At 56.7% G+C, this 24,425-nt stretch carries 18 protein-coding genes; 15 read left to right on the top strand and 3 right to left on the bottom strand.

Annotated features, from left to right (window positions below):
- Positions 1 to 590 precede the first annotated feature (590 nt).
- From QZ170_RS06010 to QZ170_RS06060, 11 genes are all read left to right on the top strand, one after another.
- Positions 591 to 1,100 carry a DUF4199 domain-containing protein gene (locus QZ170_RS06010; protein WP_297178601.1) on the top strand — a complete coding sequence of 170 codons (510 nt, stop codon included), beginning with the start codon at positions 591 to 593 and terminating at the stop codon, positions 1,098 to 1,100.
- A 9-nt stretch (positions 1,101 to 1,109) separates the two neighbouring features.
- Entirely contained in the window at positions 1,110 to 2,063 is a 954-nt protein-coding gene (locus QZ170_RS06015; protein ID WP_297178604.1) for a glycosyltransferase family 2 protein, read from the top strand.
- A 42-nt stretch (positions 2,064 to 2,105) separates the two neighbouring features.
- Positions 2,106 to 3,146, top strand: a complete 1,041-nt coding sequence (locus QZ170_RS06020; RefSeq protein WP_297178607.1) for an FAD:protein FMN transferase — start codon at positions 2,106 to 2,108, stop codon at positions 3,144 to 3,146.
- 87 nt (positions 3,147 to 3,233) lie between these two features.
- Complete coding sequence (locus QZ170_RS06025; protein WP_297178609.1) at positions 3,234 to 4,388, top strand: ABC transporter substrate-binding protein; 1,155 nt, start codon at positions 3,234 to 3,236, stop codon at positions 4,386 to 4,388.
- Complete coding sequence (locus QZ170_RS06030; protein WP_297178612.1) at positions 4,385 to 5,419, top strand: iron ABC transporter permease; 1,035 nt, start codon at positions 4,385 to 4,387, stop codon at positions 5,417 to 5,419. The genes QZ170_RS06025 and QZ170_RS06030 overlap by 4 nt, the downstream gene beginning before the upstream one ends.
- 3 nt (positions 5,420 to 5,422) lie before the next feature.
- The gene (locus QZ170_RS06035; protein WP_297178616.1) at positions 5,423 to 6,436 is read left to right on the top strand and encodes an ABC transporter ATP-binding protein; all 1,014 of its coding nucleotides are present in this window, start codon (positions 5,423 to 5,425) and stop codon (positions 6,434 to 6,436) included.
- A gap of 159 nt (positions 6,437 to 6,595) precedes the next feature.
- The gene (gene lepA / locus QZ170_RS06040) at positions 6,596 to 8,383 is read left to right on the top strand and encodes a translation elongation factor 4 (protein ID WP_297178619.1); all 1,788 of its coding nucleotides are present in this window, start codon (positions 6,596 to 6,598) and stop codon (positions 8,381 to 8,383) included.
- A 71-nt stretch (positions 8,384 to 8,454) separates the two neighbouring features.
- The gene (gene dnaB / locus QZ170_RS06045) at positions 8,455 to 9,978 is read left to right on the top strand and encodes a replicative DNA helicase (RefSeq protein WP_297178668.1); all 1,524 of its coding nucleotides are present in this window, start codon (positions 8,455 to 8,457) and stop codon (positions 9,976 to 9,978) included.
- Positions 9,979 to 10,041: 63 nt separating this feature from the next.
- Positions 10,042 to 11,214 (top strand): Xaa-Pro peptidase family protein, encoded by a 1,173-nt coding sequence (locus QZ170_RS06050; RefSeq protein WP_297178622.1) that lies wholly within the window; start codon positions 10,042 to 10,044, stop codon positions 11,212 to 11,214.
- Positions 11,215 to 11,231: 17 nt separating this feature from the next.
- Positions 11,232 to 11,699, top strand: a complete 468-nt coding sequence (coaD, locus tag QZ170_RS06055) for a pantetheine-phosphate adenylyltransferase (protein WP_297178625.1) — start codon at positions 11,232 to 11,234, stop codon at positions 11,697 to 11,699.
- A 13-nt stretch (positions 11,700 to 11,712) separates the two neighbouring features.
- A complete protein-coding gene (locus QZ170_RS06060) occupies positions 11,713 to 12,048 on the top strand; it encodes a translation initiation factor (RefSeq protein ID WP_297178628.1) in 336 nt (111 codons plus the stop codon).
- Positions 12,049 to 12,285: 237 nt separating this feature from the next.
- On the opposite strand, the gene QZ170_RS06065 is transcribed toward QZ170_RS06060, so the two are convergent.
- The 3 genes from QZ170_RS06065 to QZ170_RS06075 all read right to left on the bottom strand — a co-directional run bounded on the left by QZ170_RS06065 (position 12,286) and on the right by QZ170_RS06075 (position 15,397).
- Entirely contained in the window at positions 12,286 to 13,131 is an 846-nt protein-coding gene (locus tag QZ170_RS06065) for a Rossmann-like and DUF2520 domain-containing protein (protein ID WP_297178631.1), read from the bottom strand.
- Between the two features lie 2 nt (positions 13,132 to 13,133).
- Positions 13,134 to 13,709 (bottom strand): nitroreductase family protein, encoded by a 576-nt coding sequence (locus tag QZ170_RS06070; protein WP_297178635.1) that lies wholly within the window; start codon positions 13,707 to 13,709, stop codon positions 13,134 to 13,136.
- A 137-nt stretch (positions 13,710 to 13,846) separates the two neighbouring features.
- Entirely contained in the window at positions 13,847 to 15,397 is a 1,551-nt protein-coding gene (locus QZ170_RS06075; RefSeq protein ID WP_297178638.1) for a FadL protein, read from the bottom strand.
- Positions 15,398 to 16,243: 846 nt separating this feature from the next.
- Between QZ170_RS06075 and QZ170_RS06080 the strand changes: the two genes are divergently transcribed.
- From QZ170_RS06080 to QZ170_RS06095, 4 genes are all read left to right on the top strand, one after another.
- Complete coding sequence (locus tag QZ170_RS06080; protein ID WP_297178641.1) at positions 16,244 to 18,034, top strand: thiol-activated cytolysin family protein; 1,791 nt, start codon at positions 16,244 to 16,246, stop codon at positions 18,032 to 18,034.
- A gap of 81 nt (positions 18,035 to 18,115) precedes the next feature.
- Complete coding sequence (locus QZ170_RS06085; RefSeq protein WP_297178644.1) at positions 18,116 to 19,078, top strand: hypothetical protein; 963 nt, start codon at positions 18,116 to 18,118, stop codon at positions 19,076 to 19,078.
- Positions 19,079 to 19,469: 391 nt separating this feature from the next.
- Entirely contained in the window at positions 19,470 to 22,781 is a 3,312-nt protein-coding gene (locus tag QZ170_RS06090; protein WP_297178647.1) for a SusC/RagA family TonB-linked outer membrane protein, read from the top strand.
- 16 nt (positions 22,782 to 22,797) lie between these two features.
- Positions 22,798 to 24,354: a RagB/SusD family nutrient uptake outer membrane protein gene (locus QZ170_RS06095; protein ID WP_297178650.1), complete on the top strand. Its 1,557-nt coding sequence runs from the start codon at positions 22,798 to 22,800 to the stop codon at positions 24,352 to 24,354.
- Positions 24,355 to 24,425 lie beyond the last annotated feature (71 nt).

Consider the following 24,425-nt stretch of genomic DNA (forward strand, 5'->3'; position numbering starts at 1 on the left):
GTGGAGGTCGGAGGGTACCTAGGAGGCTGGTGGGGAGCGAGCATAGTAAGCCTCCCCCGAGTGGGGTAAGGTGTGGCTTTTGGGAGGGTAAGGGCTTGGGCTGAAGGGGGAGGAAAGTCTTTGGTTGGGAGGTATACCTCCAGCTGGATTTTACCCCTTCTGTAACTCCTTGTTTATCAGTTGTTACGAGGCGGGGAAAACGCTCTCGGTAAGAGCGTCCTTGCGCTCTTGGTAAGAGCGTCCTCGCGCTCTCGGTAAGAGCGTTCGTGCGCTCTCGGTAAGAGCGTTCGTGCGCTCTCGGTAAGAGCGTTTTGGTTGCCTAGGTAAGATGAGGGGAATACCCTGAAAGAGAGCACTATGGTAGGAGGTGGCGGACGAGTGCTTACCTCCCCGTCCTGGACTCCACGAAGGGTAGGGGAGGAGACACAGTGCCTACACGTCTTCCCCTAGATTGACTGACCCTATTGCCCTCATCGGTCTCTTTGTTCCCATCGTCCTGCCTGCTGAGCGGGCATATGGGGGGGCATCAGCGCTGGTACGCTGGGCAATCGCTCTAATAATGCTACCTTTGTGGCACAATAAAAAGAATTATGGCTTCACCCACTCCATCCTCTCCGCTACTGCCAGTGGCTGCACGCTCTGGTATTGCCTTTGGGATCATACTCATGGCACTCTCGAGTGCCCGCCTGCTGGGTATCTATATCTCCCCCCTCTTCTTCCTCCTCTACCTAGGGTTGCTCCTCTTCGTGCCCTATATGGCTTACCGAGGAGCAGCGGGCTTCCGGGCATACTACTATCCTGCGGGAGGCTTCACCTTCAGGCAGGGCTTTAGCTTTGTGGTCCTACTGCATGTCTGTGGGGGGATCTTGGCGCTCATCCCTCAGTACTTCTACTTCCGTCACGCACTGCCTCAGTTCCTAGATGGGCTACAGGAGTCGTTACGTACGACGAATATTCAGGGGAAGGCAGACCTACTGCAGACCTTCGAGGAGATGCGTGCGATCGGCGTGGGACAGTGGCTGTGGTCAGACTATTGCCTGACGATCCTGCTGGGGGCACTCTGGGGGATTGTCGTAGGGCTCATACTTAGGAGAAAATAGGGTCAGTATATGGATATATCAGTCGTAATACCCCTCTACAACGAAGCCGAATCCCTGCCCGAGCTAGAGGCATGGATCAGACGGGTGATGCAGGAGCATGGCTATAGCTATGAGATCATCTTCGTCAATGACGGCAGTACGGACAACTCGTGGGAGGTCATCCAGAGTCTAAGGGAGGCGAACCCGCATGTGCGGGGCGTAAAGTTCAGACGCAACTATGGCAAATCCCCTGGCCTACAGTGTGGCTTCGCTCGCACTCGTGGCGACGTGGTCATCACGATGGATGCCGACCTGCAGGACAGCCCCGACGAGATCCCCGAGCTCTATCGGATGATCCGTGAGGAGGGCTACGACTTAGTCAGTGGGTGGAAGCAAAAGCGTTACGACCCGGTACTGAGCAAGAACCTCCCCTCCAAGCTCTTCAACGCTACGGCTCGCAAGCTCTCGGGGATCGACAACCTCCACGACTTCAACTGTGGTCTCAAGGCCTACCGTAGCGAGGTCGTCAAGAGCATAGAGATCTACAACGATATGCACCGCTACATCCCCTATATGGCCAAGGTAGCGGGCTTCTCTCGGATCGGGGAAAAGGTCGTCCAGCACCAGGCACGTAAGTACGGGACGAGCAAGTTTGGGCTCAACCGCTTCGTCAATGGCTATCTGGATCTGATCACGCTGTGGTTCACCTCCACCTTTGGGCGCAAGCCGATGCACTTCTTCGGCCTAGGCGGTAGCCTTATGTTCATCGTGGGCTTCATCGCCCTAGCCGTGGTCTTGGTCTCCAAGCTCATCCACATCTGCACGGATACCCCTGCACCACTAGTCACCTCACGTCCCTACTTCTTCATCGCTCTGACGGCGATGGTCATCGGGACACAGCTCTTCCTAGCGGGCTTCCTAGCGGAGCTGATCGCTCGGCAGTCCCAGGACCGCAACGACTACAAGATCGAGGAGGAGCTCTAGCCCCACCCACCGACACCCCACGGATAGTAGACCCATCATCCTATGTACCGTCCTCTAGCCCTTCGCCGTAGTGCCCTCCTCGTGGGGCTTCTGCTAGGCACTCTCGTCCTCCTCCCCTCCTGCCAGAGCTCTCGGCAGGCGAAGACCTATACCCGGCTCACGGGGGAGGTCTTTCACACCTACTTCTCGATTCAGTATGACCTCGAGGAGAACTATCAGCGGGAGGTGGACTCGACCTTTCACGTCTTCAGCCAGTCGCTGAACCCCTTTGACTCGACGAGCCTCATCACGGCGATCAACCGCAATCGCTCCACTCACACCGATACGATGCTCCGTGAGGTCTTCCTCCAGGCTATGGAGATCTCCCGACATAGTCAGGGAAGCTACGATGTGACCTGTGCTCCGCTGATTAACCTCTGGGGCTTCGGCTTCGAGAAGGTCGATAGCGTGAGCCCGAGGGCGATCGATAGTATCCTCTCCTTCGTGGGCTACCAGCGGGTACGACTAGAGGGTGAGGAGATGATCAAGGAGGACCCCCGGATGAAGATGGACTTCTCCTCGATCTCCAAGGGCTATTGCTCCGACCTCGTTGGGCGTATGCTCGCCTCCCGTGGAGCACGCAACTACCTCGTAGAGCTCGGTGGCGAGATCGCCTACTGCGGGGTCAATCCCTCAGGCGAGCCCTGGATCATCGGGATCGATAAGCCCATCGATGATCCCTCGGGGCAGGTCAATGACCTACAGCTACGTCTACAGCTCCCTCGGGAGGCTGGGGGACTAGCTACCTCGGGTAACTACCGCAACTACCGTGTGGTCAATGGCGTCAAGCTCGCCCACACCATCGATCCCCGCACGGGCTATCCCCTGCAGACCGATGTGCTCAGTGCGACCATCCTAGCCCCCACGTGTATGCTAGCTGATGGCCTCGCTACGGCGTGTATGACCCGCCAGTCCAGTGAGGTGCCTGCTCTGCTGGCTCACTTCCCCGGGGTAGAGTATATGCTGATCTTAGGGGATGGACACTCGGGCTTCCGCACGGTGATGTCCCCAGGCTTCAAGCGACTCGTACTTCCGGATAAGTAAGGGGCTTCGACTCGCCCTCCCTCTCGGTCTCCCTATTCTCCTATCCCCGAGCGTCCCTCGCTCCCTCATCCTCTCCGATCCTGACTCATGAAAAAGATCCTTTCCCTCCTCATCGCCCTCGTCCTGCTGGCTAGCTGTACCGGTGGGACGAAGGGGCAGAGCAGTGCTACCGATAGCCTCGTGGTGGACTCGGTGGACTTTGCCTTCCCCGTGACCTTTACCCATGCCGAGTGGGTGCAGGTCACGAACCACCCCGGCTACAAGGAGCTCCTCATCCTCATGCCCGGCTCCCGTGATACGCTGGAGCGGTACATACTCTATCCACGTGGGCACAAGCCTGCCCTAGAGACCCAGGCACAGCTCATCCCCATCCCAGCCCGCACGCTGGGTTGCCTCTCCACGACCGACGTAGGGGTACTCCCGATCCTAGGGCTACGTGATGTGCTGGTGGCCTGCAGTGAGCCCTCCAATATCAATGATAGCCTCCTACACCAGCGCTTCGTCTCGGGGCAGATCGCCAATATCGGTCAGGGTATGGGGCGCAATGTGGAGCAGATCCTAGCGACCCACCCAGATGTCCTGCTCCAGAGTATGAGCGAGAGCACCGAGCAGGACAAGGAGCTCATCCGTGCAGGTATCAGCACGCTGACGATCCACAACTGGCAGGAGGGTAGCCTGCTGGCACGTGCGGAGTGGCTCAAGGTCGTGGGGCTCCTCTTCGGGCGCAACCAAGTCGCCGACTCCGCCTTCCGCTCCATAGAGTCCGAGTACCGAGCTGCGTGCGATCTGGTACGTGCCGAGCCCGAGGAGCTCCCTATCCTCTATGGACTAGACTATCAGGGGGTGTGGTACATCCCCTCGGAGGACTCCTACGTCACCTCGATGCTCCGAGATGCTAAGCTCCGCTACGAGGCTACCCCTAGTGGTGTGGTGAGCGAGCCCGTGGGCTTCGAGTACGTCTTCAGCCGTCATCGCCATGCCAAGACTTGGATCTGCGTGACCCCCCAGCGACTGACTCGCCTCGGGGAGTTCCTCGCTCTGAGTGACCGCTATGGACACTTTGATGCCGCACAGACAGGGTCGGTATGGGTCGATCGCAAGACGGTAGGCTATGGGAGCTCGGACTTCTGGGAGGGAGCACCCTATCGCCCGCACCTGATCCTCAAGGACCTGATCAAGGCTACCCGGCCACACCTCCTGCCTCAGTATAGCCCCACCTACTTCCTTCGTCTGGAGCGATGAGCCTACGTACCTCGCTCCTCTTCCTCTCTCTAGGGGTACTGATCCTCCTCTTCCTTGTCCTAGATGTGGCGTGGGGGAGTGTATCGATCCCCCTAGATGCGGTGATCGATGCCCTCATGGGGCGGTCGGAGGAGACGACCTACAGCTATCTAATCCTACACTTCCGCCTGCCCAAGGCGGTGACTGCCCTCTTCGCTGGAGCAGGTATAGCGGTGGCTGGACTGCAGATGCAGAGCCTCTTTCGCAATCCTCTGGCCGATACCTCGATCCTCGGGATCAATAGTGGTGCTGGTGTCGGGGTAGCGGTCTACACGATGGCCTCGGTACTCTTCCCCGGGCTCTCCTCGCTCGCACTCGGGGCGAATACCTGGGGGATCATCATCGCCTCCTGCCTAGGCTCACTCACGATCCTGCTCGTGATCTCTGTCGTAGCCACTCGGGTGAGGGATATGATCTCGGTGCTGATCATCGGGGTGATGGTGGGCTTCCTAGCCAGCTCGGTGATCTCGATCCTACAGTTCTTCAGCAGCCAAGAGATGCTGAAGACGTACCTCATCTGGTCCTTTGGGAGCGTCTCGACGACGACGTGGCGACAGCTGACCTTTATGCTCCCGATCGTGAGTCTAGCGCTACTGGGCTCGCTCCTGATGCCCAAGCAGATGAACGCCCTCCTGCTCGGGGAGAGCTATGCTCGCTCCCTCGGGGTCAATCTCGTGGCTGTGCGCTATCTCCTCATCACCATCACGAGCATCCTCACGGGGTGTATCACGGCCTTCACGGGGCCTATCGCCTTTCTGGGGCTAGCGGTGCCCTACCTCGTCCGCCTTATCTTCCGCACCTCCGACCATCGAGTCCTACTCCCAGCGACGATGCTCATGGGGGGGCTACTCCTACTGGTCTGTGACCTGCTGACGCAGGCTCCGGGCTATCAGTTCGTCCTACCGATCAATGCCCTGACCTCACTGCTCGGAGCCCCCGTGGTGATCCTCGTGGTGCTGGGGAGTCGCTCGGGGCACAAGACCTTCCACTAACCTATGCAGAGCGAGCAACAGATCCTACTGAGAGCACTCTCGACGGGCTATGCGGGCAGTCGTGGAGAGCGTGTCGTATCAGAGCGTATCGACCTCGGGATAGCCCCAGGGGAGGTCGTCATGCTCATGGGTCCCAATGGGAGTGGCAAGTCCACCCTGATGCATACGATGGCAGGACTCCTTAGTCCCCTCTCGGGCGAGGTGCTCATCTCGGGAAAGAGCCTATCTAAGCTACGTATGAAGGAGGTGGCACAGCTCCTGAGCCTTGTCCTGACGGAGCGTGTCGATACGGGGAATATGACGATCTGGGAGGTCGTCGCTCTGGGACGTTACCCCTACACGAACTTCTTCGGAGGGCTAAGGGCGGAGGATGAGGCGATCATCCGTCGCTCGCTCGACGCCTGCCGGCTGGGGGATATGGCTCAGCGTATCTTCACGGAGCTGAGTGATGGGGAGCGACAGCGGGTGATGATCGCCCGAGCCCTCACGCAGGATACGCCTCTGATCCTCCTAGACGAGCCGACAGCGCACCTTGACCTCCCCTCCCGGCTGGAGGTCGTGCTCATGCTACGTCGGCTAGCTCGTGAGCTACAGAAGAGTATCTTGATCTCTACCCACGAGCTGGAGCTTGCCCTCAGCTGGGCAGATACCCTTTGGCTGATAGATCGCTCGGGGAGGATCGTCTCGGGCGCTCCCGAGGAGCTCGTCCTCGGGGGGGATATAGAGCGTGTCTTCGGCAGTGCAGAGCTGAGCTATGATATGGAGCGAGGGGAGTTCTCGGTACAGCAGAGTGACCTTCGCCCGATCGAGCTGAGTGCCTCCTCTTCGGACGAGTCCCTTCGCCTCCGCTGGACGTCACACGCCCTGTCCCGCCTCGGCTATTACGCTACGACAGAGCCCGGAGTACAGCCTCGTGTCCTCGTGAGCCCGGCAGGGTGGACCCTGACGACGGCGAGAGGGATGCGGAGCTATCCCTCCCTCACGGAGCTCCTCACGGAGCTGAGGGGGATAGACTAGAGCTGCCCACATTATATATAGAGTCCCTCGGGGGGGAGACGACCTACGGAGTGGTACCCCCGCCCTCTATACAAGCCTCTCGGGGAGAGAGAAGCGCTAGAGGGGTAGCAGCGAAGGTGTGAGCTACTTAGTAATCTTCGTCGTATCTTTGTCATCAAGATGAAGCATATAAGGAACTTTTGTATCATAGCCCATATTGACCACGGTAAGAGTACCTTGGCCGACCGCCTCCTAGAGACGACCCAGACGGTCTCGGGCAAAGACCTACAGGAGCAGGTCCTAGACAATATGGACCTAGAGCGTGAGCGAGGGATCACCATCAAGAGCCACGCGATCCAGATGAACTACCAGCTGGAGGGTCAGGACTACGTCCTCAACCTCATCGATACCCCGGGGCACGTGGACTTCTCCTACGAAGTCTCCCGCTCCATCGCCGCCTGTGAGGGCGCTCTGCTGATCGTCGATGCTGCCCAGGGGATACAGGCGCAGACCATCTCCAACCTCTACATGGCGCTAGAGCATGACCTAGAGATCATCCCTATTGTCAACAAGGTAGACCTGCCGAGCGCAATGCCCGAGGAGGTAGAGGACCAGATCATCGAGCTCCTAGGCTGTCGGCGTGAGGAGATCATCCGAGCTAGTGGTAAGACCGGGCTCGGTGTAGACGAGGTCCTCCGTGCCATCGTGGAGCGTATCCCAGCCCCCGAGGGAGACCCTGAGGCTCCCCTACAGTGCTTAATCTTCGACTCCGTCTTCAACCCCTTCCGGGGGATCATCGCTTACTTCAAGGTCGTCAATGGTGTCCTACGCAAGGGCGATCACGTCAAGTTCATCGCCACGGGCAAGGAGTACGACGCCGACGAGGTGGGCGTCCTTCGCCTGGATATGGAGCCTCGACGAGAGGTGCGTACGGGCGATGTCGGCTATATCATCTCGGGGATCAAGACCAGCCGAGAGGTCAAGGTCGGTGATACCATCACCCACGTCACGGGGGGAGCAAGTGTGGGGATCGCAGGCTTCGAGGAAGTCAAGCCTATGGTCTTCGCTGGGCTCTATCCTATCGAGAGTGAGGACTTCGAGAACCTACGTGCTTCGCTAGAGAAGCTCCAGCTCAATGACGCCTCCTTGACCTTCCAGCCAGAGAGCTCTATCGCTCTGGGCTTCGGCTTCCGCTGCGGCTTCCTCGGCCTCCTGCACATGGAGATCATCCAGGAGCGACTAGACCGAGAGTTTGGGATGAACGTCATCACGACCGTCCCCAACGTCTCCTACAAGGTCTATGACAAGAAGGGCAACTGCCTAGAGGTGCACAACCCCTCCGGGCTACCCGATGTGACGCTCATCGACCGCATCGAGGAGCCCTACATCCGTGCCTCGGTCATTACGAACACAGCCTATATCGGCCCGATCATGACGCTCTGTCTCGGCAAGCGTGGCCAGCTCATCAAGCAGGAGTATATATCGGGGGATCGTATCGAGATCTTCTTTGACCTACCGCTCGGTGAGATCGTGATCGACTTCTACGACAAGCTCAAGAGCGTGTCCAAGGGCTATGCCTCCTTTGACTATCACCTCAGCGACTTCCGCCCCTCCAAGCTCGTGAAGCTCGATATCCTCCTCAACGGCGACCCCGTGGATGCCCTCTCTACGCTCACACACGTGGATAATAGCGTAGCCTTTGGGCGCAGGATGTGTGAGAAGCTCAAGGAGCTTATCCCTCGCCAGCAGTTCGACATCGCTATCCAGGCTGCTATCGGAGCCAAGGTCATCGCTCGAGAGACGATCAAGGCTGTGCGCAAGGACGTGACGGCCAAGTGCTATGGTGGGGACGTCTCCCGTAAGCGCAAGCTCCTAGAGAAGCAGAAGGAGGGTAAGAAGCGCATGAAGCAGATCGGTACCGTAGAGGTGCCCCAGAAGGCCTTCTTAGCGGTACTGAAGCTTGACTAATCCGTATGGCAACGGCAACAACGACAAAGACCCCCAAGCGAGGCCCCAAGACGCCTAAGCCCGTCGTCCCGATGGAGATGGATGGGCGCATACCGCCACAGGCTCCGGACTTCGAGGAGGCCGTCCTCGGGGCGATCCTCCTAGAGAAGGATGCCTATGCCCGAGTGAGTGAGCGCCTGCGCCCCGATACCTTCTACGTCAAGGCACACGAGCTCGTCTACTCAGCGATGGTGACCCTAGCGATGGCACAGCAGCCTATCGATATGCTCACTGTGACCGAGGAGCTACGTAGGATGGAGGTGCTGGACGAGATCGGTGGCCCCGCGTTCATCGCAGGCCTGACCTCCAAGGTGATGTCTACCAGTAGCCTCGAGGCACACGCTGATATTCTCTACAATAAGGCACTCAGCCGTCGTCTCATCGGGATGGCCTCGACGACGCTCAAGGGCGCCTACGATGATGTCATCGACGTACAAGAGCAGATCCAGCAGGCCGAGGGCTCACTCTTCGAGATCGCTCAGCAGAACTCTAGCCGTGACTTCGTCCCCATCAACCCCCTCGTCAAGGGCGCTATCAACGAGATACAGATCGCCGCTAACCGCTCCGAGGGGATCAGCGGACTGACCACGGGCTTCCACGACATAGACGAGATGACCTCTGGCTGGCAGAACTCTGACCTCATCATTATAGCCGCACGTCCCGCTATGGGTAAGACGGCCTTTGTCGTCTCGATGGCTAAGTACATGGCCGTGGACCATGGGATACCCGTCGCACTCTTCAACCTCGAAATGAGTGCCGTGCAGCTCGTCAAGCGCTTCCTCTCCAACGTCTGTGAGATCAACGGGCAGACGATTAAGAGCGGTCGCCTAAGTGATGAGGAGTGGGTACGCCTCAACAATCGTATCAGTACGCTGGAGTCTGCGCCCCTCTTCATCAACGATACCCCTTCGCTCTCCGTCTTTGAGCTACGTACCAAGGCTCGTCGTCTGGTGCGTGAGCATCAGGTGAAGATCATCATCATCGACTACCTGCAGCTCATGAATGCCAGCGGGATGAACTTCGGCAACCGAGAGCAAGAGGTCAGTACCATCTCCCGCTCCCTCAAGATGCTCGCTAAGGAACTTAATATCCCCATCATCGCCCTCTCCCAGCTCAACCGTGGTGTGGAGAACCGACTGCAGGGTGGGGATGCCAATAGCAAGCGCCCTCAGCTCTCCGACCTTCGTGAGTCTGGTGCTATCGAGCAGGATGCTGATATCGTCTGCTTCATCCATCGCCCCGAGTACTACAAGATCACGGTAGACCCCGAGACGGGGATGTCACTACGTGGCGTAGGGGAGTTCATCATCGCCAAGCATCGTAATGGCCCTGTAGGGGAGGTGCGCCTAACCTTCAAGGCCGACTATGCCCGCTTCTCTCCCATGGATGAGCCCGAGTCAGCAGCTACTGCAGCGGGTGCCTCCGCCGCACCGGGCAAGGGTGTATCACTCAGTGGTCGCACCATAGCCTCGGCCCAAGCGCAGGGGACTGCGCAGGGACAGGATGACCCACTCGCAGGAGGGGTCGACCCGCTGGGAGGCGTACCCTTCCCCTAGTCTTGGCTATTGATCTACTCCTAGCTTGCTCCCTATCGAAACTTTATGAACCCACCTATACAAATGCTTCACTCAGATGATCGGCTGGACTACCAGCTCCGTATCAGGCGTGTGCAGGCACTCCTCCAGAGAGAGGGGATCGACGCACTCGTCATTGCTTCGAATGTCAATCTACTCTACACCTTCGGACACATCTTCTCCGGCCTAGCCGTGATACCACAGCAGGGGGAGGCACAGTTCTTCATCCGTCGTCCCCAGTCCCTCGTGCAGGGGCAGGAGGGAGTACATGCTATCCGCAAGATCGAGCAGGTCGCTGAGCTGATGGATACCACTCAGCTGACCTCGGTCGCCCTCGAGCTGGACGAGCAGACCTACTCGGATATTCAGCGCCAAGCCCGCCTCTTCCCCAATGCCCAGGTACAGAATGCGACGACGCTCCTCAGAGAAGCTCGCATGGTGAAGAGCCCACTAGAGATCAAGCAGATCCGTCAGGGAGCAGAGCGACACGTACGTACCTATAGCTACATCAAGGATCTGTATCGTCCCGGCATGACGGATCGTGACCTGCAGATCGAGATCGAGTATAGGATGCGACGTGGGGGATCGGTAGGTCTCTTCCGTTGCTTCGGTACAGCGATGGAGATCTATATGGGTAGTCTGCTGGCTGGGGACAATGCTGGGGCACCCTCGCCCTATGACTTTGCTCTCGGAGGTGCAGGCACGCTTGCCCTACCTCTCGGAGCCAATGGCACTCCCCTAGAGCCAGGTATGGCGGTGATGATCGATATGGCGGGCAACTATGGGGTCTACTACTCTGACCTCACACGCACCTACTCGGTAGGTCGTCTGCCAGACGAAGCCTATCGCCTACATGAGCTGAGTCGTCGCCTCCATCGGGAGGTCATGCAGCAGGCTCGGCCGGGTACTACCTGCGCAAGCCTCTACACCGATACGCTCGCTATCGTGGAGGCAGAGGGTGCTAAGCCCTACTTCATGGGGACGGAGCAGCAGGCGCAGTTCGTAGGGCATGGCCTAGGGCTGCAGATTAACGAGATGCCCGTGCTGACGGGGCGCAGTCGGGATGTCCTCGAGGAGGGGATGGTGATCGCCTTCGAGCCTAAGTTTGTCCTCCCCGGTGTCGGTGCAGTGGGTATAGAGAATACTTACCTCGTGACGGCTACAGGTGTCGAGTGCCTCACGCCTGCACCAGAGGAGATCATTGACCTAACGAAGTAGTAAAGTTCTCCTCTCTCATGAAGCGCAAAGCTCTCTATGCGGGGTCCTTCGATCCCTTCACTCGTGGTCATGCCGATATCGTAGCTCGTGGCCTTGACCTCTTCGATGAGGTCATTGTTGCCATCGGGACGAACGATGCTAAGCGCAACCTCTTCACCGCCCAAGAGCGTCTCCAGCAGATCCAGCGTTACTATGTCGATGAGCCACGCGTACGTGTGCTGACCTATACGGGACTCACCGTGTCGCTAGCACAGGAGCTCAAGGTGAAGGTCCTCCTACGTGGTGTACGCAGTAGTACCGATATGGAGTACGAGCGTACGCTGGCCGACCTCAACCGCCATATCGCCGATATGGAGACGGTACTCCTACCTGCCTCGCAGCGGTTCACCCACATCAGTTCGACTGTGGTGCGTGAGCTCCTGCACTATGGGGGGGATGTGTCTACCTTCTTGCCTCAGGGCTTCTCCCTAGAGGTCAATCCCTAAGCTCTCCACCTCTATGTCGGACTGGAAGAAACGCCTAGGGGTGCTCTACAGCACCGATCCCAACTATAGCTATACCACGGAGGAGGACCAACCCGAGGTAGCGACGCTCCCTCCTGCTGGGCAACGCCTACGCCTCTCGCTCTCCCGCAAGCAACGAGGGGGCAAGGAGGTGACACTTATCACGGGCTTTGTTGGTTCTGATGAAGACCTCGAGGCACTAGGTAAGACCCTTCGCCAGCGTTGTGGGGTCGGGGGCTCTGCCAAGGACGGAGAGATCCTCATCCAAGGTGACCAGCGCACCAAGCTCCTTACCATCCTACAGTCCCTCGGCTACACGCAGACGAAGTAGTAGGGACTAACCTCCTCCATAGCCACGCCACAGCCTGACTTAGGCTAAGGCCAAAAGCAGATCGCCCCGATGACCCAAGTGGATCATCGGGGCGATCTGCTTTTGGCAGTGAGGTGTCCCCTATGGCTCGCTGTCGCTCTGTAGAGTCTCCTCTGCGTACCTGTCTAATACGGGCTCTAGCGGGCTCTCTTCTCAGGCCTTCACGGGTAGATCTTTGCCTAAGCAAGGGGGAGAGGGCTAGGGGTGGAGTAGCTTGCTCCTTGACTGGATCTGCTCCGAGAGTAGGCGGTAGAGGGACTCTAGCTCTGGTCGTCCCTGCAGGAGGCAGAGGTGTCGCTCTAGGGTCTGACGATCTCCTCGGACGGCAGGCCCAGTCTGTGCCTCGGAGGCTGGGAGGGTGTAGAGCTTCTCTAGGGTCTCACTAAGCAGGGGGAGGAGTGCCTTCTGTGGTAAGTCGTGGCTGGTGAGGAGCTCTTCGGCTAGGGCGACCAAGTGGTTGCTGAAGTTACAGGCGAAGACCGCTGCTACATGTAGGATAGCACGCTGTGCCGAGGAGGCTTCGTGTACCTCGTGGCTCAGGCTCTCTGCTAGCTGGCGGATATGGCTCAGCGTCTCTCCCTCGCCCGCCTCGATATAGAGGGGGACGGTGGAGAAGTCGATGGCCTTTGCCTTGCTGAAGGTCTGTAAGGGATACAAGACACCCACCTGCTGGTGGTACTCTGCCATAGCCTCCAGAGGGGTACTGCCCGAGGTGTGTAGCCAGATCCCTGAGGTGCACCCTGCCAATGCTTGCCAGAGCGAGGGGAGAGCATCATCCCGCACGGCGAAGATGTACCAGTCGGCATCTTGGCTGAGCTCGGTGAGCTCGCTAGTGCTCCTGACCTCTCCCTCTAGCGTGCTGGCCAGGCTGGAGGCACTCACTCCGCTGGGGCTGTAGATCTCGGTGATCCGACAGCGCCCTAGGCTCGTGGAGAGGCCGTGCAGAGCTTGGGCTAGGTGGGTGGCTACGTTGCCCGCTCCGAGGAGGACGATACGCTGCTCCTCGGCTGGGGTGTTCGCTGATCTGTGGGGTGTGCTGTGCATCGCTATCCTTCCTGCTCGCTCTCCTCGGGTAGGCTGTACCGCTCTAGGTGGATCTGCTCCCAGCGGAGCTCCTCGATGGGGTGGGGAGTGGTCTCATGAGCCTTGTGTCCGATGGCGATAATGCAGAGTACCTCCAGCTGGTAGGGGATGTCGAGGACGTTGCGCACATATTCGACAGACTCCTGCCCATTGGGGGTATAGCATCCGTAGACATTGGCCCAGCAGGAGCCGAGTCCTAGCGCCTCTGCCTGTAGCTGTAGGTAGCCTGCGGCGAGGGTCGCATCAGCGATCCACTTCTCGCACTCCATAGGCGAGCCGAGGATGACGATCCCTAGAGGGGCTTCTCGTAGGAAGCCTACACCATCCTCCCGCATATAGCTAAGCTCCCTGAGGGTGTCTCGCTGCTCGACGAGGATGAACTGCGTCGTGTGCCGACCTCGGGAGGAGGGGGCTCTCAGAGCCGCCTCCAGCAGGAGTCTTACCTCATCGCCCGAGAGGGGCTCATCGGTGAACTGGCGCACGGAGCGCCGTGTGTATATAGCGGGTAGCAGGTGTAGCCTGTCTTGGTCGTTCGTCATTGCTCTGTCGTACTTAAGTCCATTTGTCCCACAAAGATATAAAGACTAGCCAAGGTGTGGGCTGTGTACGACGAGGCCACACTCTAGCTCTCTAGGGTGTGGCCTCTTCATAGGGAGATGCTCCTCGTCGTCGTACCCTAGAGGGTATAGTCGATGCCGACGGAGAAGATCTGGTTCTTGCGGGTGTAGACCTCTGTGGCCCGGGTGTTCACCCCTAGGAGGGCGGTAGAGACGTAGGAGTCGATCGCCTTCGTGTGCTTCTTGTAGTCGGTGAGCATGTAGGCGATGTTCAGCTGGATCTCCTTGGTGAGGTCGATGCCGACACCGAGGCCATAGGAGTTGGAGCTCATGTCGAAGTGTATGTTGCTCTGATAGTCATCCGTCACCCCCTTGCGAGTGAGCTGTAGGCCTGCGCTCACGTCGAGCCAAGAGAGGGCATTCCACTCGAGCCCGAAGAGGTACTCGCTGGTGTTGTGGCTAAGAGCCTTTTGCTTGTCCCCCGACATACGTGCCTGCTTCTCGAAGAAGTGGTTAAAGCCCACAGAGGCAGTGAGGTCGGGTAGGATACGATACGAAGCACCGATAGCTAGTACGGCGGGCATATCGTTAGCGACCTTGGCGCCGTCTCTGAACTGCTCCATACCCGAGTCGTTGGCCTTCGTTTGGTTCTTCACCTCGAGAGCCGTACGGAATTCATAGCGAGCCCCCACGTTCAGCCCCTCATAGCTTAGGTGTAGGCCGATGATGGGAGCGATGCCGATCCCCGTCTGCTTGACCTCGATGTGCTTGTCTACCGAGCCTGCTGCTAGGGCTGCGGGTGCACCGAGTAGGGTACGTACCTGCCCCAGTACGGCGGGGGGGAGGCTTGCTAGAGCCATCTTGACGGCGGGATCTTCTGCTAGAGCCTTGTACTTCAGAGCCTCGGCTGCGAAGTAGGTAGGAGCGGAGACCATCTCGCCTGCTTGGTTATTGACTCGGATGTTACGGATGTAGCCCGTGTAGGTATTGTAGGCGTAGCTCAGACGTGCCCCGAGGTGTGCGCTGAGGTAGGGATTGATGCGGTAGGTCGCGCCGAGCTGTAGACCTAGGGTGTACTGTAGGCCCTCCAGGCGGCTATCGACAGAATACTTGTTCACCGCCGTGAGGGGGGCTGTGAGGGCAGGGAGCTGGGAGGCAATACCTGAGGGGAGAGCAGACCCCAGGGTAGGATTGCTCAGTAGAGCCTTGATCGCCTGTGTGGTCGTGGGGATCATAGAGACAGCGGCCTCGAACTGGGGGAGTCCCTTGTCGAAGCGAGCCTTCCCACCGCCACCGAAGACACCAGCGACAGCAGAGAATGCCCAGTCGCCCTTCTTGTAGCTTGCCATGAGCGTGGGGACAATAGGCGCAGTGGCTGTCCCCTCGAAACGCTTCGTCGTCCCACCGCCATTGAAGGCGAAGGGGGCAAAGGTCGCCTCGATGTCTCGCTTCTGAAAGACCGTCTGGCTATTGATCGAGAAACGCCATCCGTCGGGAGTGAAGACGAGGCCAGCGGGGTTGTAGTAGGCTGCGTCAATAGCGGTAGAGGCATTGCGTGCGAGGCTCCTCAGATAGAGGGCATGCAGGCTCGTATTATTGAGTAGCCCTCCAGCGAGAGCGGAGGAGTAAGTGCTTAGGCAGATGAGCCCAAGGGCTAGGGTTCTTTTCATCAATTTCTTTGTTTAGTGAACACCTCAGAGGCATAGGTAGCCCCGAGGTTAGCAAGGCAAAGGTATAAATTATTGCACATATATGATAGATGTGTGCAATGCGGGGGAGTGTGAGGGTATAACTCTTAGGGGGCTTTGCCTACGGGGACGAGGTACTCTGTGCGGAGGGTGGGGTAGTCCCTGTGTGGGGTGGAAACGGGCTCTATCTTGACACAGCATTGGAGCCCATTCTGAGGCCTCCAAAGTCTATACGTAATGAACGCCTCAGCGCTCCTATAAAGAGCGCATCCATCACCTATGTAAGGTGACGAGAGCGTTCTTTATAGGAGCGCTGAGGCGTTCTCGGTATGATCGTTTTGCCCCTCCCGTAATGCCCGATACAGAGCGAGTTACGGGAGGGTATTTTTTGCTCCGGTGTGCTCTATGCTTGACGGACAGTTCTGCCCGTCCCGCTTGTGGGTAGACTGTTGGGACAGAGGCTGGTGAGGTCGTCAGCTCGCTATCTCCGACCTCTTTGTCTGCGGGGAGTAGGGGGGGCTGGAGGATAAGGTGGAGAGGGCGGCTATGTGGTGCTTGGGGCAAAGGTGCTGTCGTGTGAAGTGTTCAGAGGGATAGTTTCTTCTTCCTATATTTATATGTGATTTATGCTCTATGGAAAAATATGTATATTCGCAGCCACAAAGTGAAGGGGGAGGCTCTCTCCTCCACTGCTTTCAGCCCAAGACGATTTATGCGAAGAAGATTACTCCGTAACCAAAGCCTCCAGGGGTGGCTCCTATTACCGCATTTCTAGCCTCTCTTGGGAGATCAAGTCACAAACGATAGTATAAACATCCATACAGATAGATGAAGCGCAACTACTTCGCTCTAGTGGCGATCCTAGGCCTTGGTCTCCTCTCTGCCTGCAAGCAGACGGGGAATGAGCCAAATCCTGGAGGGGGAGTCTCTCCCGATGACCCACGGAATATCCGTGAGGTCGCTAGCCTACTACGCTCGGCAGGGAAGCTCCCCGAGCCTCCAGCCCCCCAAACAACCCTCGTAGGAGAGAAAAGCCAAGTCGTAGGGTCTGCTCCCAACCAGAAGCTCGAGTATACATCAGAATACAAAGACTGCGACAAGGTTGTCTCAGAGGAATCCTATGACTATATAGGTCGCTCGGATGAGTTTGCTATCCTAGACCCATGGGCGTCCGTACTGTGGCCGGGTTGTCTCATTCAGGGCGGGTCTATCCGAGGAGATCAAGTCCCTACAGCTATCCCTATCGCGAGCAAGCGCAAGCCAGGTAAGATCCTCCTGCAGATCGTCTCTGGTGCAGACCCCCGCCTCACCGGGGAGAATAAGGAGGGCTCTTGGTCGGAGGACGTCGCCGTCATGGACGAGAGTAGTGTCCTGCAGGCACAGAATAACCTCATCAGACGGTGGCGAGATAGCGGTGTGCCCGCTAGTACTTCTTATTCTCTGCAGGTCATCCACAGCATTAAGGAGGCTGCTATTGCCACTGGCCTTGACATAGATAAGGATTTTGGGAAGATTACGGCCTCCTTCCGTACGAACTTCAAGGAGGACAAGAGCTATGTACTCGCTAAGCTCTATCAGCGCTTCTATACCCTGAGCTATCAGGATCCAGAGGGGTTCAAGGGAGTCTTCAAGGACAACATCCAGCCTAGTGACCTAGAGCCCTACACAGGGCCGGGGAACCCCATCTGCTACATCTCCTCAGTCTCCTATGGACGTGTCTACTACCTCCTCTACGAGAGCAGTACCTCTACAGATAGCCTACTGACCTCACTTAACGTTACGCTGAATAAGGTCACGGTATCAGGGAGCATCCATACGAATGAAGTACTCAACAGAAGTAAGGTCTACCTCATCCAGCGAGGAGGGGATGCTGAGGCGGGACTTCAGGGAGCGCTCAGCCATGAAAAGGTCGCAGACTTCATCATCAAGGGAGCTACCCCATCGCCTAAGAATGTCGGAGCCCCCATCTCCTTTACGGTCAAGCACCTCTATGATGCGAGCCTCGTACGTATGTCCAATACGCTGAGCTATAGCTACAAGAAGACCCAATTCATCCCTAAGTCCAAGGCAAATACCGCCACGATCCTCCTACGTGACATCAATGTCCGGACGAGGCCAAAGAATGGATGGGAGATTTCCAATAATGGGTATGTCCGCCTCATGTCTGCTCAAGTAGAGTTTGACTCAAAAAGGAAGGCGAAGAGCCGCACTCGAAAGGGCCTGTATCTTTTTGATGGGGAGCCATTAGTGGCAGGGCTTCGCCATACGGCTTATCTCAATGTCTACAAGTCGGTTACTGCGGACTGCGGTTTTGATCCAGATGATCGCTACGATCGGGTACTCCTAAGGGTTAAACTAGAGGTACGTCCCGAGAGCTATCATAATGGGCTCATTGGAGACCGCAATGGCGAGGGTGAGCATGTGATCGAGTTCATACAGGAACTTGAATATAGCTCAGAGGGCTGGGATGTTCTCCCCGCTACTACAGGCTATACCCAAGTGCCTTACCAGTCTCTATCCACGAGCCGGGAGCTAGAACAGCTCTACCTAGATATCGATATGAACTACTCTGTCTATATCGACAATGTCCGTCTGAGACCTGTCAATAAGAAGAAGTAATATCTACCGATAAAGATCCTACCCTAAGTCTTTGTATCAGGAGGCTTAGGGTAGGATTTTTCTATATAGTATGATTGTAGTATGAAGCAATATATAAGTGTGGTGCTCGCTATGGCAGCACTTGTGTCACTCCTAGTACCCTCCTGCAAGAGCGATGGGAGGAATGACCCTATTCCACCTTCCCCTCAGCCAGTCCCCACGCCTACTCCCCAGCCTAGTAAGGCTAAGGTAAAGACGCTCACCATAGAAGCGTACAAAGAGGGGAAGTTGGCACAGCGTACCACAGCATCCTTCAGCGAGCAGGGATGGCTACTTGAGTATATCCGTATTCAGATCACCACGGCTGGGGAGCATAAGCTACAGCAGCACACGACCCGTGCATACGATGTCTATGGGAATATATTGGAGCGTGTGGAGCACCACGACACCTCTCCCCTCGTCGGAAGGACGGTACTCTATACCTACGACTATACCCAGGATACTAGGGGACGGCTCATTAAGGAGGAGTTTATGGATGGTCCTCGGGGCTATACGACCTATGAGTGGCAGGATGGACGGATTAGTCGCTCCGAGACCTTTCGCTTTGGATCCGATTCCCGCCCTGATCTGTGGTCAGAGTATCACTATGCAGGTAATAAAGTGATCCGATATAATCATAAAGCTGTCCTGAGGGGCTACCTCCCGCCCGATACTATTATCTCGCAGTATGATGTGGTAGGGAGACTCATAGAGGAGGATAGAGCGATCACGAACTATGATGGGAGCTTCATCAATGGTAAATATGGGTGGACGGTAAGCCGCACAACTCGATCAATGGTGTACGATAGCACCTCCTTAGCTCATCTGGAGCCCTACAGCATCACTGAGCAGCACTATGATGAACATGGCCAGCTAAAGCAAGAGGTGAGAAGGGAATACCTGAGTCAGAAGCTCAACCAATATGGAGATCCCGTCGAGCGACTCTACAAGCAATACACGGTGAAGGGTGGAGTACAGACCGTAGAGGAACAATACACCCAACAAATAACCTATATCTACTACTAGATCTAGTACGAGGCAGGGGCTGTCTATGTGGCTCAATGACAGCTTTTGCACCCTGTGTTGGGCGAAATGTGGGGTGAATTGTACTTATCCCGAGGAATGTGTATTTTTGTCGTGCTTACTCTCCGAGATGAAGATCTGGGAGTGTGGCATAAGGTTAGTTCATTACTTGGATAAAGCATAGCATCAGGCAGACAGCCCCCCGACACATACATGGGAATGATCCCCATCTCCCCCTCCCCTTGCATCCTACCCTATAGACATGCGACGCACACGCCCTAGTGCATAGGGGACGCTGTGCCTAGATGAGCAGGGATCCTATGCCTAGCAGATGGGATATACTCCGCATATCACACGATACTAATTAACTATATGTAATCAATCCAACGAATCGATGAAGAAAAGACTACTCTTGTTTGTGTTTACGCTATTGCTTGCCGTGGGGCAGGCTGTGGCACAGACCAAGATCTCTGGGGTCGTCCTCTCGGCCACAGACAATGAGCCGCTTCCCTCGGCACGTGTCCAGATCGTGGGCACGCAGCAGTTCGTGGCCACAGACATCAATGGTAAGTTTGCCATGACGACGACGGTCAAGAACCCTAAGATAGCCGTGAGCTATGTCGGGATGGAGACTCAGACACTGCCCGCAGGGGAGAACATGAAGATCCTACTCAAGGACACCCAGCTACTGAGCGAGGTCGTCGTCACCGGTCTAGCGAAGACCGACCGCCGACTCTTCACAGGAGCTACCAACAAGGTCGATGCCGGCAAGGCTCGCCTCAGTGGGGTGGCCGACGTCAGCCGTTCCCTAGAGGGACAGGCTGCTGGGGTCTCGGTACAGAACGTTAGTGGTACCTTCGGCTCCGCTCCGAAGATCCGTGTCCGTGGTGCTACCTCTATCTACGGGAGCTCTAAGCCGCTCTGGGTGGTAGACGGTGTGATCATGGAGGACGTCTCCAACGTAGGTGCTGATGACCTCGCCTCTGGTAACCCCGAGACCCTCATCAGCTCCGCTATCGCAGGGCTTAACTCCGATGACATCGAGAGCTTCCAGATCCTCAAGGACGGATCCGCTACCTCTATCTACGGTGCACGTGCTATGGCAGGTGTGATCGTCGTGACGACGAAGAAGGGGAAGCAGGGGCAGGCTCATATCAACTACTCTGGTGAGTTCACCTCCCGCCTCATCCCCTCCTACTCCAACTTCGATATCCTCAACTCTCAGGAGCAGATGGGGATCTATCGTGAGCTTCGCAAGAAGGGTTGGCTGAACCTCTCCGAGGTGCTCAACGGTAGCGACTATGGTATCTATGGTAAGATGTACGAACTCATCAATACCTATGACCCCAAGCAGGGTCGCTTCCTACTCGACAACACCACCGAGGCACAGAACCGCTACCTACAGCAGGCTGAGTTCCGCAACACGAATTGGTTCAAGGAGCTCTTCTCTCCCGCTATCATGCAGAACCACTCCGTCAGTATGAGCGGTGGTACCTCGAAGTCCAACTACTATGCCTCTGTCAGCGCCATGATCGACCCAGGATGGTACAAGCAGAGCAATGTGAACCGCTACACGGCGAACCTCAACGTCTCACATAATATCCTCTCCAACCTCTCCATCAACGTCATCGCTGGTGCTGCCTATCGTAAGCAGCGTGCCCCAGGTACGCTCGGGCAGGACGTAGACGTCGTAGGGGGTGAGGTGAAGCGAGACTTCGACATCAACCCCTATTCGTACGCTACGAATACCTCCCGTGTGCTTGATCCTCGTACCTACTATAGAGCGAACTACGCCCCCTTCAATATCTTCAATGAGCTAGAGAATAACTACATTGACCTAGGGGTGCAGGACGCTAAGTTTCAGGTAGAGCTGAAGTACAAGCCTATCCAAGGGCTAGAGCTAGCGGTGCTCGGTGCCTTCAAGCACACTACGACCTCGCAGCAGCATAATATCAAGGATAACTCCAACCAAGCGCTGGCCTATCGTGCGATGCAGAACTCGATCATCCGCGACGCCAATAAATACCTCTACCGCGACCCCGATAACCCCAACAGCCTACCGATGAGCATCCTGCCTAACGGGGGGATCCTCCACAAGACGGAGAATACGCTGAGCGACTATGACTTCCGTGTGACGGCGAACTACAACCGTACGTTTGACCACAAGCACGTCATCAACCTCTTCGGGGGGATGGAGACCGTAGATATTCAGCGTAACCGTTCCTCCTATGAGGGATGGGGTATGCAGTACTACGCAGGGGAGACCCCCTTCTATCCCTACCAGTACTTCAAGAAGCAGGTCGAGGAGGGGAACAACTACTACGGACTGACGAATACGAACTGGCGTACGGCAGCCTTCTACACCAATGCTACCTATGCCTACAAGGGTCGCTATGTCTTCAACGGTACCTACCGCTACGAGGGCTCTAACCAGCTCGGACGTAACAGCAGTGCCCGCTGGATGTCTACGTGGAATGTCTCGGGTGCCTGGAACGTACACGAGGAGAGCTTCTTCGAGCGTCTCCGTCCGCTCTCTCACCTGACGACTCGTCTCTCCTATAGCCTCACGGGGACGCCTCCTGATGCTTCGTATAGCAACTCTACGCCCATCTTCAAGTCCACGACGCCCTTCAAGCTCTTTGCCGAGGACAAGGAACCCGGGATCGCCATCGAGCAGCTGGGCAATGTCAATCTGACCTATGAGAAGAAGAACGAGCTGAACTTCGGTATCGACGCTGGTCTCTGGGATGATCGTCTGAACTTCACCTTCGATATCTACACTCGTAACAACTTCGACGAGATGGGACCCATGATCACTCAGGGGATCGGTGGTACGGTCATTCGTCCTGCTAATGTGGCAGAGATGAAGTCCAACGGTATGGAGCTCAGCATCTCCTCGACCAACATCCGCACCAAGGACTTCTCTTGGACTACGAGCTTCGTCTACTCCTACACCAACTCCGAGATCACGAAGCTCTACAACCAAGGTCGTGTGATCGAGCTCGTCAGTGGTAATGGCTTCGCCAAGAAGGGGTATCCTGCTCGTGCCCTCTTCTCTATCCCCTTCGCAGGGATCAACAGCGAGGGTATCCCCATGCTCGTCAATGAGAAGGGACAGGTCACGACGGACAACATCAACTTCCAGGAGCGTAACCACACCGACTTCCTCAAGTACGAAGGCCCTACAGATCCTAAGTACACTGGGTCGCTGGGGAACGTATTCTCCTATAAGGGCTTCCACCTGAATGTCTTCCTCACCTACTCGTTTGGCAATGTCGTACGACTAGACCCGAAGTTCAGAGCCAAGTACAACGATATGTCCTCCATGACCCAAGCCTTCAACAACCGCTGGGTACAGTCAGGCGAGGAGAAGAAGACAGACGTACCAGGCATCCTCAGCCGCAGAGAGTATGAGAAGAATACCAACCTGCGCTATGCCTACAACGGCTACAACTACTCTACGGCTCGCATCGCTAAGGGGGACTTCATCCGTCTGAAGGAAATCTCTCTAGCCTATGACCTGCCTAAGACACTGCTCAAGCACACCCCGATCAATAGCATCTCGGTGAAGCTACAGGCTACGAACCTCTTCCTGCTCTATGCCGACAAGAAGCTCAACGGGCAAGACCCCGAGTTCTTCAACGCTGGTGGTGTAGCCTCCCCCATGCCTAGGCAGTTTACATTCTCTCTGAAGGTCGGACTCTAATATGCACTTGACAACGATGAGACTATATATCGTATCCACACTGCTCCTGACGGCCTTTGCCTTCACAGCATGTAACCAGTACCTGGACAAGTACCCCGATAATAGAATGGAGCTCTCGAGCCCCGAGGATGCAAGTAAGCTCCTCGTCACGGCATACCCCGAGGGACACCCCGCCTACCTGCTAGAGATGTATTCGGACAATACCGATGAGCATAACTATGCTACGTGGACTGCAGCTGACCGCTTCCAGGAGCAGGCCTATCGCTGGGAGGACATCTCCGAGGTCCGTGACCAGGAGACCCCACAGCAGCTCTGGGATGCCCACTACACCGCTATCACGACAGCTAACGAGGTCATCAAGCATATCAACTCGGTCTCCGATAAGTCCGCCTACTCGACACAGCTCGCCGAGGCGAAGCTCTGTCGTGCGTATGCGATGTTCCAGCTCGCTAATGTCTTCTGTCAGGCTTACGCTCCAGAGACAGCTGGCAAGGACCTAGGGCTACCTTATCCCGAGATCCCCGAGGATCGCCCCGGTATCACCTATCAGCGTGGTACTCTGGCCGAGCTCTACGCTCATATAGAGAAGGACATCACGGAGGGGATCCCCGAGCTAGGGAGCAGGTATGTGTCGCCTAAGTTCCACTTCAATGTGAACGCTGCACATGCCTTCGCCGCTCGCTTCTATCTCTACTACCGCAAGTTCGATAAGGCTGTCGAGCACGCTACACGTGTCCTAGGGAGCAACCCCGCCAGCGTCCTACGTGACTGGTCTGCATGGAGCAAGCTGGGTCTGAGTGGCAACATCCAGCCCAACGACTTCGTCAAGTCCTCCAATAAGGCGAACCTCTTCCTACAGGTCATCGCTACGGAATGGGGTGGAATCAGCATCCCTATCTCTGCCGGTAGCAAGTTCGCTCATGGCAACCTAATCTCAGACAAGGAGACTCTACAGGCTCCTAGCCCTTGGGCTGCTAGTGGTCAGGAGATGAACTACGTCGTGGTGAATAACTCGGGTATCTCTAAGTACGCCCTGCACAAGCTCCCCTATACACCGAAGTACATCGACCGTCAGGCGGGTATCGGGATTCCCTATTCGCAGTACCCCGTCTTCACCACGGATGAGACTCTGCTCGTGCGTGCCGAGGCTCTAGCTCTGCTGGGTCGCTATGACGAGGCACTCGCAGACCTCAATGCCGAGCTCTCGGTCTTCACCAAGCGGGGTGTCCAGATCACCCTGGATCAGATCAAGACCTTCTACAACGGTACGGCCTACTACAAGCCAGATGCCCCTACGCCTAAGAAGGAGCTTCACACCTCCATCACCCTCGACAAGGTGACTCAGGAGCCTCTCCTACAGTGTATTCTCCAGCTCCGTCGTGTGCTGACGATCCACGAGGGGCTACGTATGCAGGATGTCAAGCGCTATGGTATCACTATCTACCGCAGACGCATCAGCTCTACGGGGGTACTAGAGCAGGTCACAGACCAGATGCAGGCTAGAGATCCACGTCTAGCCATTCAGATCCCTCAGGATGTGATCTCTGCTGGACTAACGGCTAACCCTCGCTAGTGGCTATCCGTCCTCTCCGTAAATGGTCTGAGCCCTCCGCCTCTCCGATAGAGGGCCTAGGGCTCACCCAG

Source organism: uncultured Porphyromonas sp. (genome assembly GCF_905372525.1).
In the GTDB taxonomy this organism is placed as follows: domain Bacteria; phylum Bacteroidota; class Bacteroidia; order Bacteroidales; family Porphyromonadaceae; genus Porphyromonas.